The sequence below is a fragment of the Phyllobacterium sp. 01N428 genome (assembly GCF_056399405.1).
Window position 1 is genome coordinate 1139758 of record NZ_JBFTRH010000001.1, and the last position, 18996, is coordinate 1158753.

Sequence of the window (18996 nt, forward strand, 5' to 3'; positions counted from 1 at the left end):
AGACAATGTCCCTGATTCATGAAATCGATTACGGCACGCCCGCCTCGCGGTCCGAAAAGCTGGTCACTCTGACCATCGACGGAAACGAGGTGACTGTGCCTGAGGGCACGTCGATCATGCGCGCCGCCATGGAAGCCGGCATCGAGGTTCCTAAGCTCTGCGCCACGGATATGGTCGACGCTTTCGGTTCCTGCCGCCTGTGCCTCGTCGAGATCGAAGGTCGCGGCGGCACGCCCGCTTCCTGTACAACGCCCGCGATGCCGGGTCTGGTCGTCCATACGCAGACGTCGCGCCTGAAGGATATCCGCAAGGGCGTGATGGAGCTTTACATCTCCGATCACCCGCTCGACTGCCTCACCTGCGCCGCCAATGGCGATTGCCAGTTGCAGGACATGGCCGGTGCCGTCGGGCTCCGGGATGTTCGCTATGGCTATGAGGGCGAAAACCACGTTTTTGCCAGGGCGGGGACTGTCGCCAATGACCAGTGGCTGCCCAAGGACGAGTCCAACCCGTATTTCACCTATGATCCGTCGAAATGCATTGTCTGCTCGCTCTGCGTGCGCGCCTGCGAGGAAGTGCAGGGCACTTTCGCGCTGACGATCCAGGGCCGCGGCTTCGACAGCCGCGTGGCCGCCGGCCCGCATGACAGTTTCGTCGAAAGCGAATGCGTATCCTGCGGCGCCTGCGTGCAGGCCTGCCCCACCGCGACGCTGACGGAAAAGTCGGTGATCGAGATCGGTCAGCCCGAGCATTCGATGGTGACGACCTGTGCCTATTGCGGCGTCGGCTGCTCGTTCAAGGCCGAGATGCGCGGCGAAGAACTGGTGCGTATGGTGCCGTGGAAGGACGGCAAGGCCAATCGCGGCCACTCCTGCGTCAAGGGCCGTTTCGCTTACGGCTATGCGACCCACAAGGACCGTATCCTCAACCCCATGATCCGCGAAAAGATCAGCGACCCGTGGCGCGAAGTCAGCTGGGACGAGGCCTACAAGCACGTCGCCAGCGAGTTTCGCCGTATCCAGTACCAGTATGGCCGTAACTCCGTCGGCGGCATCACCTCGTCGCGCTGCACCAATGAGGAAACCTACCTCGTGCAGAAGCTGGTGCGCGCCGGTTTGGGCAATAACAATGTCGATACCTGCGCTCGCGTCTGCCACTCGCCGACCGGCTATGGCCTGAAACAGACCTTCGGCACTTCGGCCGGCACACAGGATTTCGACAGCGTCGAGCATACCGATGTCGTCATGATCATCGGCGCCAACCCGACCGATGGACATCCCGTGTTCGCCTCGCGTTTGAAAAAGCGTTTGCGCAAGGGCGCCAAGCTGATCATCGTTGACCCGCGCCGCATCGATCTTGTCCGCAGCCCGCACATCGAGGCCGCCTATCATCTGCCGCTGCGCCCCGGCACCAACGTGGCGGTCGTCACGTCGCTGGCGCATGTTATCGTCACTGAAGGGCTTTTTGACGAGAGGTTCATCCGTGAGCGCTGCGACTGGGACGAATTCCAGGATTGGGCAGCTTTTGTCTCGTCGCCGGAACACAGCCCCGAAACCACCCAGCAGATTTCGGGGGTCGATCCGCAAATGCTGCGCCAGGCTGCCCGCCTTTTCGCGACCGGCGGGAACGGCTCCATTTATTACGGTCTCGGCGTTACCGAGCACAGCCAGGGTTCGACGACGGTTATGGCCATCGCCAATCTTGCCATGGCGACCGGCAATATCGGACGTCAGGGCGTTGGCGTTAATCCCCTGCGCGGCCAGAACAACGTTCAGGGTTCCTGCGACATGGGCTCGTTCCCGCATGAGTTGCCGGGTTACCGCCACATCTCGGACGAATCGACCCGCGATATATTCGACAAGCTCTGGGGCGTGAAGCTCCAGGACGAGCCCGGCCTGCGCATTCCGAACATGCTCGATGCCGCTGTCGATGGCAGCTTCAAGGGGCTCTATGTGCAGGGCGAGGATATCCTCCAGTCTGATCCCGACACCAAGCATGTTGCGGCGGGTCTCGCCGCGATGGAGTGCGTCGTCGTCCACGATCTCTTCCTCAACGAGACGGCCAACTACGCCCACGTCTTCCTGCCGGGTTCGACATTCCTCGAAAAGGATGGGACGTTCACCAATGCCGAGCGTCGCATCAACCGCGTGCGCAAGGTGATGAGCCCGCTCAATGGCTATGCCGACTGGGAGGTTACGCAAAACCTCGCCAAGGCGATGGGGCTCGACTGGAACTACACGCATCCGTCGCAGATCATGGACGAAGTTGCGCTGACGACGCCAAGCTTCGCCGGCGTATCCTACGAACTCCTCGAACGAGAGGGATCGGTGCAGTGGCCCTGCAATGAAAAGGCGCCACTCGGCACGCCCATCATGCATATTGACGGCTTCGCGCGCGGCAAGGGCAAATTTATCCGTACCGAATATGTCGCGACCGACGAGCGTACCGGGCCTCGTTTCCCGCTGCTTCTGACGACGGGACGAATCCTGTCGCAGTACAATGTCGGTGCGCAGACGCGCCGGACCGACAATGTCGTCTGGCATGAAGAGGACCGCCTCGAGATCCATCCGCACGACGCCGAGCAGCGCGGCGTGCGCGATGGCGATTGGGTCAAGGTTGCAAGCCGTTCCGGCGAGACAACACTGCGCGCCCTGATCACCGATCGTGTGTCGCCCGGCGTCGTCTATACGACCTTCCATCACCCTTCGACACAGGCCAACGTCATCACCACGGACTTTTCGGACTGGGCAACCAATTGTCCGGAATACAAGGTCACGGCGGTGCAGGTGGCGGTATCGAACGGGCCCAGCGACTGGCAGGTCAAGTATGACGAGCAGGCGCGCCAAAGCCGCCGGATTGCGGCGACACTCGACGCGGCGGAATAGCAATGAGCGAGCGGCCGACCCGGCTTTCCGTCCCGCGCATCATCCGTCGCCGTAAAGGCGCGGATGACAGCTATGCGGTGGAAGGCCGGATTGTGCCCGAGGAAACGCCGATTGCCTTCAGCTATAACGGCACCACCCACGCGGTCATGATGGCGACACCCGCCGACATGGAGGATTTCGCCGTTGGATTCAGCCTGTCCGAAGGGATCGTATCGCAGCTTGGCGAAATCAGCGAGATTGCCGTCGAGGAACATAATGAAGGCATCGATGTCCAGCTGCGTCTTGCGACCGAAGCCGGGCAGGAATTGACGGACCGTCGTCGCCGCATGGCGGGTCCGGTCGGCTGCGGGCTGTGCGGCATTGAATCGATCGAGCAGGCGTTGAAGCCGGTCGCGTCGGTGGACAAGGTGCGCCTGACGCTGACGCCGCACGAGATCGCCGATGCCATGACCTCCTTGTCGAAGCGCCAACCGCTCCACGGCGAAACCGGTGCGGTGCACGCGGCAGGCTTCTATGTGCCGGGGCAGGGCATCGTCGCGGTGCGTGAGGATGTTGGCCGGCATAATGCGCTCGACAAGCTCGCTGGCGCGCTCTGCAGGGCCCGTGTTGACGGCGAGAGCGGCGCGGTTGTCATCACCAGCCGGGTTTCGATCGAAATGGTCCAGAAGACCGCGATCATCGGCGCTTCGATGCTCATTGCCGTCTCTGCCCCGACTGCGCTGGCGGTTCGTACGGCTGAAGCCGCCGGCATGACGCTCGTTGCGCTGGTGCGGGGCGAAGAGTTCGATGTCTTCACCCGGCCGGAACGCGTCCCGCATGTACTGACGCAGGTGAAGACCAAGGCCGATGAGGCGGCGGCCAATGCCCCGGCAAAGGCCAATCCCGATTCCGCCGCATCCACGCTTATTCAAAGTCCGACAGTTCAATTGGTGCAATATGGATAGTGAAAGCCACAAGTCGACCGAACAGAAACTGGTCTACATGGCCAATCAGATCGCGGGCTTCTTCCACACGCAGCCGAAGGACGAGGCGATTGTCGGCGTCGCCGAGCATATCAACCATTTCTGGGAGCCGCGTATGCGCACCCAGCTCTTCGCCATCCTCGACAAGGACGGCAACGGCCTGGACGATCTCGTCATCGCCGCCGCCAAGCATATCCGCAAGCCTGGATCGGTTGCCGCCTGAATTGTTATTGGCGACACACCGAGCGGGCGTCGAAAGGCAAATCAGCCAACTCGTCGAGGCACATCGCGTCGAGAACGGGATGCGATAACGGATCCCGTTGCCAGTGGAGGATTTCGCCGTCGCCGCGCTCCTGCTCTACGACAGCGGACCGCCAGAAGGTGCGCATCAAAAAGAAAATCTTCATAATCGATCTCCTTGAGCTCGAGATTTGCGCTATTATTGGCCGAGCAATCAGCACGTGCAATCAAGATTGCCGATATTGGCGTGAAGAAAATCTACATGAAAAATCTCAACCGGTTTCATTTGAACGGACTGAAAGCCGTGGAAGCGATCGGGCGGCTCGGCTCATTACCGAAAGCGGCCGATGAACTCGGCGTCTCGATTAGTGCTGTCAGCCAGCAATTGATCCGCACGGAGGAACAGATCGGCCAGGCGATCTTTGAGCGTACGCGGGCCGGTCTGGTGCCGACGGGCTTCGGCCGCAGCCTGCTGCCGCGCCTTGCCGATGGTTTTCAGCAAATCTCGCAGGCTGTCGCGCTTGCCGAGAGTACCGAACAGGTACTGCTCCTGTCCGTCGCGCCCACTTTCGCCTCGAAATGGCTCGTGCCGCGGCTCGGGCGGTTGCGCGCTGCTTACCCCGATTTAAAAATCCGTATCGATCCGTCTCCGGGGCTGCTCGATCTCAACCGATCCGATATTGATCTCGCCATCAGGCTCGGCAGCGGTGACTGGCGCGACGGCACGACGGAACGCCTGCTGCCGCAATCCATGTTCCCTGTGTGCACGCGGGCCTTCGCCGCGCGCCTGACTTCGCCAGCCGACATCTTCCGCCAGCCCATCATCTGTTATGAAAATCCGATGTTCAGTTGGGATGAATGGCAAGTCGCGACCGGCCTTCAAGGGCCGCTGCCGTTTGAAGGGCCGACCTTCTCCGATCCATGGCTCGCGCTGGAGGCGACGATCAGTGGCCAGGGCATCATGCTCGCCTGGGACCTGTTCGTTGAGGACAGCCTTGGCGACGGACGGCTCGTCGCGCCGTTTCCGGCCCGGGTGCCGTCGCCGATCGCCTATTGGCTGGTTTCCCCGAAAAATGGCAAGCCGACGCCACAGATGCTGCAGTTCCAGCGCTGGATCCGCACCGAAATTCAACAGGAGGGCCTTGCAGCTTCCGTATGATCTGTTGACAAGTTACGGCGAAGTTTGAACAGTGCCCAGCGTCGACATTGAGGGCCGGAATCTGCCGGTCCTGAGCGTTGGGAGGCCCTGATGTCCATGCGTGCTGTTTTCGGCTTTTCTCTCTTGGTTTTCAGTATGTTCGCAGCTTACGCGCCAGCCGGGGCAGCAGAGACGAACCGTGATGTGGTCGTAACCAAGGACGGCGATTATTTCGGTTTCGATCTTCGAACGGAACAGGATGTTACCCAAGACCAATGTGAGGTTGTTTGCCTCGCCGATCGCACCTGCAAGGCTTTCACCTACAACCCCAAGGCCAAGTGGTGCTTTCTCAAGTCGGATTTCAAAGAGCTGAAGCCGGCGCCGGGATCGATTGCCGGAAAGGTCGTCGAAACGGCGGCAGAACCTGATATCGGAGCGCCGCCAAAGCTGCAATTCCTGTCGGATCAGCTCGTTCAGGAGGCGCGGCAGGTCAAGGGGGGCCTGACGGCGACGGACGCGCAGAAGGCGCAAGGCGTCGATGGCATTCTGGCTGCCGCGCGGGGGGAACTTGCTGCGGGCAATCTCGAAAATGCGCTGAACAACTTCAAGACGGCTCTGGCGTTGAGCCCTGATGACAGCGCGCTCTGGATCGAGACGGCTCGCGCTGCCAATCGTGCCGACAAGAACACCTATATTGCCGGCCAGGCCACGCTGGCGGCGCTGAACGGCTACCAGCTGACGCGCACGGCTTCGAGCCGTGCCGATGCGCTCGCCGCCCTCGCCGCAGCGCTGCAGAACGCCGAGAATTATCGCGCTGCCCTCAGCGCCTACAAGGCCAGCCTCGATCTCGTCGACGACAAGACAGTGGCGGCTGCTTATGCAGACTTGAAGGCCCGGCAAGGCTTCCGCGTTGTCAACCATACCATCGATGCGGACAGCGCGACGCCGCGCGCCTGCGTGCAGTTCTCCGAGCCTCTGGTGAAGATGGGCACGGACTACGCGCCGTTCGTCACGCTCAACGGGGCACCGCCAAAAGCCATGGAGGCGAGCGGCAGCGAGATTTGCGTGGAAGGTCTGGAGCACGGCCAGCGCTACAAGCTCGCCCTGCGACCCGGTCTGCCGTCCTCCGTTGGCGAGGCGCTTGAGGCGCCCGTCGATCTTGACCTCTACATCCAGGATCGCTCCGCCATGGTGCGGTTCACCGGTGACAATTTCGTCCTGCCGAGCACCGTTCGCCGCGGAATTCCTATCGTTTCGGTCAACACGGCGAGCGCCAATCTGAAGCTTTACCGGATCGGCGACCGTGGTCTTGCGCCGCTGATGACAAGCTCGCAATTCCTGACCCAGCTCGACGGCTACAACGCGCAGCGCCTGCAGGACGAATCGGGTGAACTTGTATGGCAGGGCGCGATCGACATTCAGTCCGAGCTCAACAAGGACGTCGTCACGAGCTTCCCGGTCGATGAAGCCCTGCCCCAGCGCAAGCCGGGCGTCTATGTGCTGACCGCAGTTTCGCCGGATTCGAAAGCCGAGGAGTGGGATGCGCAGGCAACGCAGTGGTTCGTCGTCTCCGACATCGGTCTGACGACCTATGCCGGTACGGACGGGCTCAACGTGTTCGCCCGTTCGCTGGCGACAGCACAGCCGCTTATCGGCGTCGAATTGCAGCTTCTCGCCAAAAATAACGAGATCCTCGGCACGGCCACGACCGACACGGAGGGAAGGGCGACCTTCACTGCCGGGCTGATGCGCGGCACCTCAGCCACTGCGCCCGCCGTAATCACCGCCAAGAACGGCGATGCCGACTACGTGTTCCTCGACATGACGCGCGCTGGCTTCGACCTCTCCGACCGCGGCGTGACAGGCCGCGCCGCCCCCGGCGCAATCGACATATTGGCCTGGACGGAACGCGGCATCTATCGCGCCGGCGAGACGGTGCATGCCTCGGCGTTGGCGCGTGACAACGCCGCCAACGCCATCGAAAAACTGCCGCTTACATTTATCTTCAAGCGCCCCGACGGGGTCGAAGACCGCCGCATGGTCAGCGACGGAGCGAATCTCGGCGGCCATACGCTCGATCTCGCGCTCCAGCCCAATTCCATGCGTGGCACCTGGACCATGCAGATCTTTACCGATCCAAAGGCATCGCCCCTCGCGGAAAAGCAGTTTCTGGTGGAGGACTTCGTGCCGGACCGGGTCGAATTCGACCTGACCAGCGATGCAAAATCGATCGAGATCGGCCAGCCGACGCCGGTCAAGGTCGATGGGCGCTATCTCTACGGCGCTCCGGCCGCGGGGCTCAATCTCGAAGGCGAGATCGCACTGAAGCCGACGCATGAAAGCGCCGACTTCAAGGGCTATTCCTTCGGCCTTGCCGATGAAGAGGTCAGTGAGGACTCACGTATTCCGCTGGAGGATCTGCAGCCGCTGGACGATGCCGGCAAGGGCACCTTCGATGTCCTGATCAGCGACGCACCCTCGACAACGCAGTTGCTCAATGCCGACATTGTCGTGCGTATGCAGGAGGCGGGCGGCCGCGCCGTCGAGCGGACGCTCACGCTTCCCGTCAAGCCGTCAGGACCGATGATCGGGATCAAGCCGGAATTTGCCGGCGATCTGCCGGAAAACTCGGTTGCGAAATTCCATGTGATCGGCATCGACCAGAACAACCAGAAACAGGCGATGCAGGGTCTCGAATGGAAACTGGTCAGCGTCGAGCGTAACTATCAATGGTATCGCGATGGCAATTCATGGAAATACGAGCCGATTCTTTCGACAAAGCAGGTCGCGAGCGGACAAGTGAACACGACAATCGACGGCGCGGAGATTTCGGTGCCCGTCACCTGGGGCCGTTTCCGGCTCGAGGTTGAAACCACCGCCGCGGACGGACCGACCTCGAGCGTCGAATTCGACGCGGGTTACTATGTCGCCGCAACATCGACCGAAACGCCGGACGGCCTCGAAATCGCGCTCGACAAGTCGAACTATGCGCCCGGGGAAACGGCGAAACTCAAGGTGTCGCCGCGCTTTGCCGGTGAACTTCTCATCGCCGTCGGCGCGGATAATCTCCTTCTCACCAAGCGCGCCAACATACCTGCCGAAGGCGGCGAAGTCGAAATTCCGGTCACTGCCGATTGGGGCGCCGGCGCCTATGTCACGGCAACTCTGTTCCACCCCGGCAACGACCAGGAAAGCCACATGCCGATGCGCGCCATCGGCGTCAAATGGCTGGGGGTCAATCCGGGCGATCGCAATCTTGCCGTCAAGCTCGACGTCCTACCAAAGACGGAGCCCCGCAAACCGCTCAACATCGCGCTGCAGGTCACCGGTGCAGGCGCAAATGAAAATGCCTTTGTCACCGTCGCTGCCGTCGATGTCGGCATTCTCAATCTCACGCGCTACGAAGCCCCCAACCCCGACGCCTGGTATTTCGGCCAGCGCGAGCTGGGCATCGAAATTCGCGATCTCTACGGGCGCCTCATCGATGGTTCGCAGGGCGTGACCGGCAAGCTGCGCACCGGCGGCGACGGTGCGCAGATGCCGATGCAGGGGAGCCCGCCGACCGAAAAGCTCGTCGCCTTCTTCTCGGGTCCGGTCAAACTCGACCCGCAAGGTAAGGCCAATGTCAGCTTCGACATACCGCAGTTCAACGGCACGGCACGTATCATGGCAGTCGCCTGGTCGAAGGCCGGGGTAGGCCATGCCACGTCTGACGTGATCATACGTGATCCGGTGGTCGTGACGGCCAGCATGCCGAAGTTCCTCGCGCCCGGCGACAGGTCGTCGCTTCGGCTCGACATCGCCAACACTGACGCACCGGCCGGCGATTATCAGCTGCAGGTAACGACCAATCCGGTCGTCAGTGTCGAAGCGGCGAACGCCTCGCAGACCATCAACCTGCCCGCCGGCGGCAAATTCGACATTACCCTGCCGCTAAAGGGCGAACATCCGGGCGACGGCATCGTTTCGGTGAAGCTTTCGAATGCGGCCGGCCTGTCGCTCGAGCAATCCTTGAATGTTCCGGTACGCGCGGCAACGCTGCCGCTTACGGTACGCAAGCCAATCAAGATCGCACCGAACAGCACGCTGAAGGTGGATGGCGAATTGCTGGCGGGCAGCATCCTGCAAGGGGCTTCGGTCAGCCTTAACGTGACGCGTTCGGCTGCCTTCGACATTCCGGCGCTGTTGATGACGCTGGATCGCTATCCCTATGGCTGCGCCGAGCAGACGACGAGCCGGGCATTGCCGCTGCTTTACATGAGCGAACTCGCTAAACAGTCGGGAATTGCCGAGGATACGGACGTGCAAAAGCGCGTCCAGGACGCGATCTACCGCGTGCTGTCCTACCAGTCATCTTCAGGCAGCTTCGGCCTGTGGAGCCCCGGCTCGGGCGATTTGTGGCTCGATGCCTACGTGACCGACTTCCTCACCCGCGCCCGCGAACAGAAATATGAGGTGCCGGAACAGGCGCTGGTGCAGGCGCTGGAAAACCTGCAGAATTCGCTGAGCTATGACGTGAGCGTCAAGGACAAGGGCAATGAGATCGCCTATGCGCTCTACGTGCTTGCGCGCAACCGCAAGGCGGCCATCAGCGACCTGCGCTATTATGCCGATACGAAACTTGCCGAGTTCCCAACGCCGCTCGCGCGGGCGCATCTCGCCGCCGCGCTCTCGCTCTACGGCGATGCGCAGCGTTCGCAAAGCATCTTCACCGATGCATTGCAGCAGTCCACACTCGTTACCAATGTCAGCCTTGCGCGCTCCGACTATGGTTCATCGCTTCGCGACGATGCGGCCGTCCTTGCCCTTGCCGCGGAAAGCCGCCCGGTCCCGCCGATCATTCCGCAACTGTCGAAGATCGTCGCCAGCGAGTGGGAGCGCAAGACCTATACGAGCACGCAGGAACAGACGTGGATGCTGCTGGCGGCGCGTGCCATCCAGGGCGGCGATCAGGATTTGAAGCTTGACGTGAACGGCACGGCGCGGACCGGCGGCTATGTCGCGCGCCTGAGCGGTGACGAGCTCCTCGCCCAGCCCGTCTCGATCACCAACACATCGGCGGAACCGGTCTCCGCAGTTCTGACGACCCTCGCGTCGCCGGCGCAGCCGTTGCCGGCGGGCGGCAACGGCTTTGGCATCGAGCGCACCTATTACACGCTCGACGGCCAGGAGGCCAATGTCAGCGAGGCCAAGCAGAACGAGCGCTATGTCGTGGTGCTGAAGGTGACCCAGAACAATAGCTGGCCGTCACGCGTCCTCATCACCGACCTTCTGCCGGCTGGCTTCGAGATCGACAATCCCGGCCTCGTCAACAGCGCCAGCCTGTCGAATTTCGAGTGGATCGGCGAAGTCGAAGCTGCCCATACGGAATTTCGCAGCGATCGGTTCGTTGCGGCCTTCGACCGCGCCAACGGCGACAATGGTGAGATAACGCTTGCCTATGTGGTGCGCGCCGTAACCCCCGGCACCTATGATCATCCGGCAGCGAGCGTAGAGGACATGTATCGTCCGCAGTTCTCGGCGCGCACTGCCACCGGCCGCATGGAGGTCGTCGCAGGACAATAATGTCGATCTGGCGCAAACTGTGCATCGGCATGGCGGCCAACCTGGCTTTGGCTACGACGCTGGCGTTTGGCCTTGATGCAGCCGATCGCGCTTATCCGCCGCCTTTGCAGAAAGCCCGCGACATCTCCCCGGAGGTCCTCGACGCCGAGGGGCAGTTGCTTCGTGCCTTTGCAACATCTGGTGGGCACTGGCGGCTGGGCACAAAAGCCACGGATGTCGATCCGCAATTCGTGCGGATGCTCATCGCCTATGAGGACCAGCGCTTCTGGCAGCATCGCGGCATAGATCCCATCGCGCTCGCCCGTGCTGCCGTGCAACTTGTCGCCAATGGCCGCATTGTATCGGGCGCTTCGACACTGTCCATGCAGGTGGCAAGGCTGATCGAGCCTAGAGAGGGGCGCTCGCTGACCGCCAAGGTGCAGCAACTCGTTCGTGCGCTGCAGATCGAGCGACGCCTCAGCAAGGCCGAGATACTCGATCTTTACCTGACGCTCGCGCCCTATGGCGGCAATCTGGAAGGCGTGCGTGCGGCGAGCCTCGCATATTTCGGCAAGGAGCCGCGCCGCCTGACTGTGGCGCAAGCGGCGCTTCTCGTCGCTCTGCCGCAATTGCCCGAACGGCGCCGGCCAGACCGCAACCTTGCGCTGGCCGAGGCGGCACGTTCGCGCGTCCTGCACCGGATGGCGGTTGAAAAGGTCGTCGGCGATGGAGAGGCGGAGCGAGCCGAACTCGCATCGATCCCGGCGCAAAGATTGCAGCTGCCGGCCTATGCTGCCCATCTCGCCGAAGCCGCAAGGCGCAAGGAACCGGACACGCTCCGGCACGTAACCACGCTGCGGCTGCCGGTCCAGCAGGGGCTCGAAGGCGTGGCGAAGGACTTTGCTGCACGGCTCGGGGCGAAAGTGTCCGTTGCCATGGTAATGGCGGATGTGCGCACCGGCGAGATTGTCGGCGAGGTCGGATCCGCCAGTTACTTCGATGCCAGCCGTTCCGGCTGGATCGACATGACGCGCATCAACCGCTCGCCCGGATCGACGCTAAAGCCGTTTATTTACGGGCTCGCCTTTGAGGACGGCCTCGTCAGCCAGGAGACGATTATCGAAGACCGGCCGGCCGATTTCTTCGGCTACCGCCCGCGCAATTTCGATATGAGCTATCAGGGCGATGTGAGCATCAGGCAGGCGTTGCAGCTCTCGCTCAACGTTCCAGCAGTGCGCCTTCTCGATGCGGTTGGCCCGGCGCGGCTGATGATGCGCTTTCGCCGCTCCGAAATCAGGCCGGTCCTGCCGCCGAATGAAGCGCCCGGGCTTGCCATCGGTCTCGGCGGCGTCGGCATAACCCTGAAGGATCTTGTCCAGCTCTATGCAGGGCTTGCCAACCGGGGCAGGCCCGTCCGTCTTGGCGACGGCATTCAGGACAAGCCTGGGCAAATCATGGCCGAACCGCTGCTCGAGCCGGTGGCGGCATGGAACGTCGCGGACGTCCTCTCGGGCGTCATGCCTCCGCTCGGTGCCGGCCAGCGTGGCATCGCCTACAAGACGGGCACCAGCTACGGCTACCGTGATGCCTGGTCGGTGGGTTTCGATGGCAATTATGTGCTCGGCGTCTGGGTGGGCAGGCCCGACAATGGCGCGGTTCCGGGACTCACCGGTTTCGGGTCGGCAGCACCGATCCTTTTTGAGGGCTTCGCCAAATCCGGCGTCGCCATTACACCGCTGCCTCCAGCACCTGCCGGTGCAGCACGCATCGCACAGGCGCAACTGCCGATCAGCCAGCGACGATTCTCGGTAACTTCGAGCGGCCTCGTCACAGCATCGACGCGGGAGCCGGCGCCGCAAATCGTCTATCCGCCCGAAGGAGCAAGGGTTGATCTCGGTGCAAAGGCGGACGGCGAAATCATGCCGCTGGCATTGAAGCTGCAAGGCGGTCGCGCCCCGTTCCGCTGGCTTGCGAATGGCAAGCCGTTGCCGGAAACGTCGCGACGCCGCGTCAATCAATGGCTGCCGGATGGCGGGGGTTTTTCGACGCTCACCGTCATCGATGCAGCCGGACGGGCAGCGAGCGTTCGCGTCTTTGTTGATTGAATCGAAAAGGGCGGCGTCTGAACGCCGCCCTTCGAATATTTTCTACGCTCAGCGAGCCTGGACAAGCGCGGAAATGATACCCGTCGCGATGCTGACCATGACGTAGTCATTATCGGCCTTCACCCACTGATAACCGCGCGGTGGGGTGCGCAGGTGATAACGATGGTAATCACGCACGACATGGCGGCGGTAGCTCGGCGGAAGCTGCTTACCCCGCGACCAGTGATTTCTTTTCACGGTCACCGTTTTCTTGACGACAACTTCGTTTTGCGGATGGCCGTAGCGGTAACCCTGGTGCGAATGTTGCTGCTGGGCGAAAGCCGCTGGGGATGCCAGCAACGATAGGGCAAGTGTTGCCAGAGCGATCTTTTTCATTGTGTTACCTCGTCTGTTGCGTGGCTGAACTAAACCACAGGTTGTCTTGGGAGACGCCCTTGGTTTAGTCCTGACGAGATGAATGAAATCTGAACGCCAATCTAAACAATTTGTAATGTTTAAAATGGGTTAGCCGTACCGCGTGATTTCAAGCGGAGATGCGTCGACATCCGGCGATTTGCCAGAGACGATATCGGCAAGGACGCGCCCGGAACCGCAGGCCATGGTCCAGCCAAGCGTGCCGTGTCCAGTATTGAGGTAAAGATTCGAATATTTGCTGGCTCCGATAATCGGCGGACCATCCGGTGTCATCGGCCGCAGACCGGTCCAGAATGTCGCCTTGGAAAGATCGCCGCCACCGGGGAAGAGATCGCCCACCGAATGATGCAGCGTTGCCCGCCGCGCGTCGCGAAGGCTCAGGTCGTACCCGGAAATTTCAGCCGTTCCGCCAGCGCGGATACGATCACCAAGGCGCGTGATCGCGACCTTGTAGGTTTCGTCCATAACCGTCGAAACCGGTGCCGAATCGGGATCGGCAATTGGCGCCGTGATGGAGTACCCCTTGATCGGGTAGACCGGGATATGGACGCCTATACGCCGCAAGAGGAAAGGCGAGTAACTTCCGAATGCCACCACATAGGCGTCGGCAGTGAACTCCTCCGTTTCCGTCGAGACGCTGGCGATGCGATTTCCGGATGTGTTTATCGATGTGATGGTGGTGTTGAAACGAAAGGCAACGCCTTTTTCGGCGCATAGCTTTGCCAGCTTGTCGGTGAACATCTGGCAATCGCCGGTTTCATCGCCGGGAAGACGCAGGCCGCCGACGAACTTGCCTTTGACATTGGCAAGTGCAGGTTCCGCACCGATGCAGCCCGCGGGATCAAGAAGTTCATAGGGAACGCCGAACTGCTTGAGCACCTCAATGTCGCCGGCCGTTCCTTCATATTGTTTCGGGGTGCGGAAAAGCTGCAACGTGCCTTGCATGCGCTCGTCATAGGCGATGCCGATTTCAGAGCGCAGCTCCTTCAGGCAGTCGCGGCTATATTCGGCAATGGGCACCATGCGCGCCTTGTTGCGGGCATAGCGGGCCGAAGTGCAGTTACGCAGCATGCGGATGAGCCAAAGCGCCATATAGGGATCGAACTTTGGCCGCACGACCAGGGGCCCGAAATGCATCAGCATCCACTTGATCGCCTTTATCGGAATGCCGGGACCTGCCCATGGCGATGAGTAGCCGGGTGAAATTTCCCCTGCATTGGCAAAGCTTGTTTCGAGGGCCGGCCCTGGCTGGCGATCGACGACTACGACGTCATGTCCCGCCTGCGCCAGATACCACGCCGATGTGACGCCGACGACGCCACTGCCGAGAACAAGAACTTTCATCGCCGCAATACTCCTTCAATGCGGATTCGTTTCCGCCGCACTGTCATATGGCGTGATGCTTCTTTCCAGACATTTCTTTGCAATGCGATGAAATGTCTTGGCTTTCCCGAATGACAAAATCCGGGCAAAATAAAAGGCCGGGAAAACCCGACCTTCTCAAATTCATCTCGCAACCAGTGCCAGTACATCCGTGGTCAAAGACCGCAGAGACGAATTATCTTTAGGCAGCCTGCAGCTGATCAGCTGTCATCTTGCCGGACTTGTTGTCACGGACCAGCTGGAAGCTGATCTTCTGACCGTCGTTGAGGCTGCGCATACCTGCGCGCTCAACTGCGGAGATGTGAACGAACACGTCTGCCGAACCATCATCCGGCTGAATGAAGCCGAAGCCCTTTGTGGAATTGAACCACTTTACTGTTCCAGTGCTCATGATGAACCCTTTCAATGGAAATATTTCTACCCTCGGCACGACGCGCCAAGCAGTTTTTTAGCTCGATTTTTGAAGAAGGATTTTTTCAGAGCGCCTAGTGGCGCAATAAAAGGACTGACAAACTACCAAATACCGATGGGACTTATATAAACACCAGGCTTTATTTCGTCAATGCCACAACCCAATAAAATATTTGCGTGTAATATAACGAATTGCCTCGGTCCTTCAGATACCCATTTCTATTTGAAAATATTTATCGCCGCCTTCAATGGACGGAGAACGGCCGTCCGTCCGTGCGAACCCGGATTGAACTTTAAGAACGGGATCATCTCGCCTTTGCCTTGCGCACAGTCTTTGATTTCGTCGCAGGAGCACGCGTGGAAACGTCCGTCTGTTCCGCAGCTTCCTTTGCAAGGCGCAAGGCCTTGAGACGCGCGGTCTTGTTTTCCCATTTTGCGGTTTCATCGTTGATAATGGCGGTCGCGGCAAGCGTTGTCGCCAGATTCTTCTGCTCGGAAGGACTTAGAACCGGTTTTGGCTTTACGCCGACCGCGGGTATTTGTTTAGGACTATGTTTCATCGTGCCTCGCTTTACTCTGCTACAAGCTTCGCACGTGACGCCGCTGAAGTCTATCGCGCCGGGGTCTGGCGTCCTGGCTTCCAGCCACGCGCAAAGCCATAAGACAGGGCGAGCGAGGCGTATTCGATCTCGCGCAGAAGGAACTCGCGTTCGGAAAGCAGCGCGGCAATCGTCGCCCGAGCATCGCCCTGATGATAGGCCAACGCTTCATCGATTTCATCCTCCGGTTGCCGGGATATCGCGTTCATCAGAATCTCCTTTTCCTCAAGATTGCCACAACCAGACCTATATGAAAAGGAATTTGTTCCTGTTTTGTTCGCGCGGAGCCTTGGTGGTGGATTGGTTTGGCGGGCCGATCGGTTGCGCTGCGGCTACTCCAGATACGTAACAAAATGCCCTTGCGCGGTTGCGGTTGGTTCGCGACCGCGCACGTTTAGCGTTCTGTTGATCAGTTTAGGAAGTGGTATGTCGGCTGGTCAACGCAACGACGCAATTACCACGCCGCCGCCAGCTGCTTCACTCTGGGTGAAATGCGGTTCGGACCGCGCAAAGGCGCTGCCAACCAGCCAAATGACCACGAGGAAGATCAGGGTAGCTGCACACAAAAGTATAAGGCCGACAACGGAAACCGGCCTGTGCTCATGCTCTGGCATAAAGGATCCATCGACTACGGTTGTACAATGATGAGATACAACCAGAAATTGCAAATAAAACGTGTTCAGCAGTTCGTTGAGGGTGTCGGCGTGGGATTCTGGCGGAAGGATCGACGGAACGCTACTAACATATGATCGCTGCTGCACATATTGGCCGCCTCTAATCCCTTTGGATTAACGTGGCGGAACATTCATGGAACAACAGGTTGCCAGATTTTACGGCGGGCTGGATAAAGGTTCGTGATCCTGATGGACCGCGCTTCGCGCTAATTCACCTCGTGCACTTTAATATTTGTCAAAGCGTGTTACATTATGTTCAACGTTAATTGAAAAAGCGTCCTGCTGCGTCCTTCAGGGTTCGCGCGGCGCTCAAAGGAAAATATCTTGAAAGACCCCGAAACGGGCGCGGGCAACGCGCCGCACGGAGGGGCGTCTGGCGGTGGGACGGTGCTGAATGGCAGCACAGGTCACTCCAAGAATGGGCCCGGGCCTCACGGGGATTCTGCGCTCGATGCGCGGAACGACCAGCCTGATTCCCAGGAAGGACGCTTCGACAAGAATCCCAGGAAACGAGCACGCCGTCGCAGGCGCGGCAAGTCGAAACAGGCGGCTGTTTCGAGTGCACCTTCGCTTGCGCCAACGCCTGTTTCAGTTTCCACCGGCGAAACGCCTCCCGCTGCCACCAAGCATGGAAAGAATCGCCGGCCCAATCGTTTTCGCAGGCGTGGCCGGGCCGGTGTAAAGCCGCCAGCGTCTGCAACGCCGGCGCCCGCGACCGTTTCTGCAAACGCATCGGCAACGCCGCAACCGCAGTCGTCTCGGCAAGACTTCCGCTTTTCTGGGCCCCTTTACGCCGCGCTCGATCTCGGCACGAACAATTGCCGTCTTCTCGTTGCCTCGCCGACGCGTCCCGGGCAATTCCGTGTCGTTGATGCATTCTCCCGCATCGTGCGGCTCGGCGAGGGACTTGGCGCCAGTGGACGGCTCGGCGACAGCGCCATGAACCGCGCCATCGAGGCATTGAAGATTTGCCGCGACAAGCTCGAGAATCACGATGTTCGCAAGGCGCGGCTTATCGCGACCGAGGCATGCCGTCAGGCAGAAAACGGTCCGGAATTTCTGGGGCGGGTCAAGGACGAGACCGGGCTTGAACTCGAGATCATCAACCGGCAAACCGAAGCACGCCTGGCCGTGTCCGGGTGCGGCACCCTGGTCGAGCGCGAGACCGATGCTGTCGTCCTCTTCGATATTGGCGGTGGCTCATCCGAAATCGCGCTGATCGACCTCACCGAGCGTCGTTCGCCGCGTCTTGCCGAGCACATCATCGCCTGGACGTCGCTTCCGGTCGGGGTAGTAACACTTGCCGAACGCTTCGGCGGGCGCGACGTGACGACGGACAATTTCGCCGTCATGGTCAACCACGTTGCCGAGCTGCTCAATGATTTCTCCGAGCGGCACAAGCTCGGCGATCTCGTCAAGAGCCAGAATTTTCATCTTCTCGGCACGTCCGGCACCGTCACGACGCTGGCCGGCATCCATCTCGGTCTTGAACGCTACGACCGGCGCCGCATCGACGGCATCTGGATGGAGAACAACGACGTAACGGAAATGACGAGCAAGCTCCTCTCCTGGAGCTTTGACCAGCGCGTCGCCAATCCCTGCATCGGGGCTGACCGCGCCGACCTCGTTCTGGCCGGCTGCGCCATTCTCGACGCCATTCGCAATGTCTGGCCGAGCCAGAAGCTGCGTGTGGCCGACCGGGGTTTGCGCGAAGGTATCCTGACTGAACTCATGTCGCGCGATGGTGCGTGGCGCAATCGCTGGCACCGGAGTGCACATGGCTAAGACAACAACGGGCGGGCGCGGCGGCACGGGAACGCGCGGCCTTCATACCAAGATCAAGAAGAAGGCGGGGACGATCAAGGAATCGTCGCGCCGCTGGCTGGAACGGCACATCAACGATCCTTACGTGCAACGATCGAAGCAGGACGGCTATCGCTCGCGCGCCGCCTACAAGCTCATCGAGATCAACGACCGTTACAAGATCCTGAAGAAGGGCCAGCGTATCATCGATCTTGGCGCTGCCCCGGGCGGCTGGAGCCAGATCGCCGCGTCGATTGTCGGGTCGCCAGACGAGCAACCGACCGTCGTCGGCATCGACTATCTGCACGTCGATCCCCTGCCGGGCGTCACGCTTCTCGAAATGGACTTCCTGGACGATGCCGCGCCGGACAAACTGATGGAAGCGCTCGGCGGCCAGCCGGATATCGTGCTCTCCGATATGGCGGCACCGACCACCGGTCACCGTCGCACCGACCATATCCGCACCACGCATCTTTGCGAGGTCGCGGCGGATTTTGCCGTTGCGGTGCTGCGGCCCGGCGGGCATTTCCTGACGAAGACGTTCCAGGGCGGGACGGAAAACGAATTGCTGGCTTTGCTGAAGAAAAACTTCAAATCCGTCCATCATGTGAAGCCGCCGGCGTCGCGCGCCGAGTCTGTCGAGCTCTATCTGCTGGCACGCGATTTCAAGGGATGATGCCAGTATCCTGACGTGGAAATAACGAGGAAACTGCTAAATTCTGTCTTGGAGTGAGGGACGAGCGTTCGCCCGCCACCCGTTTCCTTATCGAATGAATTGAACCCGGATGCAGACTTGCCAGCCGATCCGGGTTCTTTTCATTGTAAGGGGGAAATACTC

14 protein-coding genes are annotated in these 18996 nt (G+C 60.6%); 8 read left to right on the forward strand and 6 right to left on the reverse strand.

All coding sequences use genetic code 11. The annotated features are described in order from the left end of the window. Positions 1-5: 5 nt before the first annotated feature. The 3 genes from fdhF to AC1DNI_RS05610 are packed head-to-tail and all read left to right on the forward strand — an operon-like array spanning position 6 to position 4070. A complete protein-coding gene (fdhF, locus tag AC1DNI_RS05600; protein ID WP_477691120.1) occupies positions 6-2885 on the forward strand; it encodes a formate dehydrogenase subunit alpha in 2880 nt (959 codons plus the stop codon). Between the two features lie 2 nt (positions 2886-2887). Next, positions 2888-3829 (forward strand): formate dehydrogenase accessory sulfurtransferase FdhD, encoded by a 942-nt coding sequence (gene fdhD / locus AC1DNI_RS05605; RefSeq protein ID WP_477691121.1) that lies wholly within the window; start codon positions 2888-2890, stop codon positions 3827-3829. Next, positions 3822-4070, forward strand: a complete 249-nt coding sequence (locus tag AC1DNI_RS05610) for a formate dehydrogenase subunit delta (RefSeq protein ID WP_027230171.1) — start codon at positions 3822-3824, stop codon at positions 4068-4070. The genes fdhD and AC1DNI_RS05610 overlap by 8 nt, the downstream gene beginning before the upstream one ends. Before the next feature lie 4 nt (positions 4071-4074). On the opposite strand, the gene AC1DNI_RS05615 is transcribed toward AC1DNI_RS05610, so the two are convergent. Then, positions 4075-4254 carry a hypothetical protein gene (locus AC1DNI_RS05615; protein WP_477691122.1) on the reverse strand — a complete coding sequence of 60 codons (180 nt, stop codon included), beginning with the start codon at positions 4252-4254 and terminating at the stop codon, positions 4075-4077. 95 nt (positions 4255-4349) lie between these two features. Between AC1DNI_RS05615 and AC1DNI_RS05620 the strand changes: the two genes are divergently transcribed. From AC1DNI_RS05620 to pbpC, 3 genes are all read left to right on the forward strand, one after another. After that, positions 4350-5246 (forward strand): LysR substrate-binding domain-containing protein, encoded by an 897-nt coding sequence (locus AC1DNI_RS05620; RefSeq protein WP_477691123.1) that lies wholly within the window; start codon positions 4350-4352, stop codon positions 5244-5246. A 96-nt stretch (positions 5247-5342) separates the two neighbouring features. Next, positions 5343-10790, forward strand: a complete 5448-nt coding sequence (locus AC1DNI_RS05625; protein WP_477691487.1) for an alpha-2-macroglobulin family protein — start codon at positions 5343-5345, stop codon at positions 10788-10790. Further along, the gene (gene pbpC, locus AC1DNI_RS05630) at positions 10790-12874 is read left to right on the forward strand and encodes a penicillin-binding protein 1C (RefSeq protein WP_477691124.1); all 2085 of its coding nucleotides are present in this window, start codon (positions 10790-10792) and stop codon (positions 12872-12874) included. The genes AC1DNI_RS05625 and pbpC overlap by 1 nt, the downstream gene beginning before the upstream one ends. Before the next feature lie 48 nt (positions 12875-12922). Here the strand turns inward: pbpC and AC1DNI_RS05635 are convergent, their stop codons facing one another. The 5 genes from AC1DNI_RS05635 to AC1DNI_RS05655 form a co-directional block, all read right to left on the reverse strand. Beyond that, positions 12923-13249 (reverse strand): RcnB family protein, encoded by a 327-nt coding sequence (locus tag AC1DNI_RS05635; RefSeq protein WP_027230167.1) that lies wholly within the window; start codon positions 13247-13249, stop codon positions 12923-12925. A 129-nt stretch (positions 13250-13378) separates the two neighbouring features. Beyond that, entirely contained in the window at positions 13379-14632 is a 1254-nt protein-coding gene (locus AC1DNI_RS05640) for a D-amino acid dehydrogenase (RefSeq protein ID WP_477691125.1), read from the reverse strand. A gap of 220 nt (positions 14633-14852) precedes the next feature. Further along, positions 14853-15062 carry a cold-shock protein gene (locus tag AC1DNI_RS05645; protein WP_027230165.1) on the reverse strand — a complete coding sequence of 70 codons (210 nt, stop codon included), beginning with the start codon at positions 15060-15062 and terminating at the stop codon, positions 14853-14855. 325 nt (positions 15063-15387) lie between these two features. After that, positions 15388-15642, reverse strand: coding sequence for a hypothetical protein (locus tag AC1DNI_RS05650; protein ID WP_091919562.1), 255 nt, complete (start codon positions 15640-15642; stop codon positions 15388-15390). A gap of 50 nt (positions 15643-15692) precedes the next feature. Continuing rightward, the gene (locus tag AC1DNI_RS05655) at positions 15693-15890 is read right to left on the reverse strand and encodes a hypothetical protein (protein WP_027230164.1); all 198 of its coding nucleotides are present in this window, start codon (positions 15888-15890) and stop codon (positions 15693-15695) included. A gap of 789 nt (positions 15891-16679) precedes the next feature. On the opposite strand from AC1DNI_RS05655, the gene AC1DNI_RS05660 reads away from it, so the two are divergent. Both AC1DNI_RS05660 and AC1DNI_RS05665 read left to right on the forward strand, forming a co-directional pair. After that, entirely contained in the window at positions 16680-18140 is a 1461-nt protein-coding gene (locus tag AC1DNI_RS05660; protein WP_091919561.1) for a Ppx/GppA phosphatase family protein, read from the forward strand. Further along, positions 18133-18834 carry an RlmE family RNA methyltransferase gene (locus AC1DNI_RS05665; RefSeq protein ID WP_091919559.1) on the forward strand — a complete coding sequence of 234 codons (702 nt, stop codon included), beginning with the start codon at positions 18133-18135 and terminating at the stop codon, positions 18832-18834. The genes AC1DNI_RS05660 and AC1DNI_RS05665 overlap by 8 nt, the downstream gene beginning before the upstream one ends. Positions 18835-18996 lie beyond the last annotated feature (162 nt).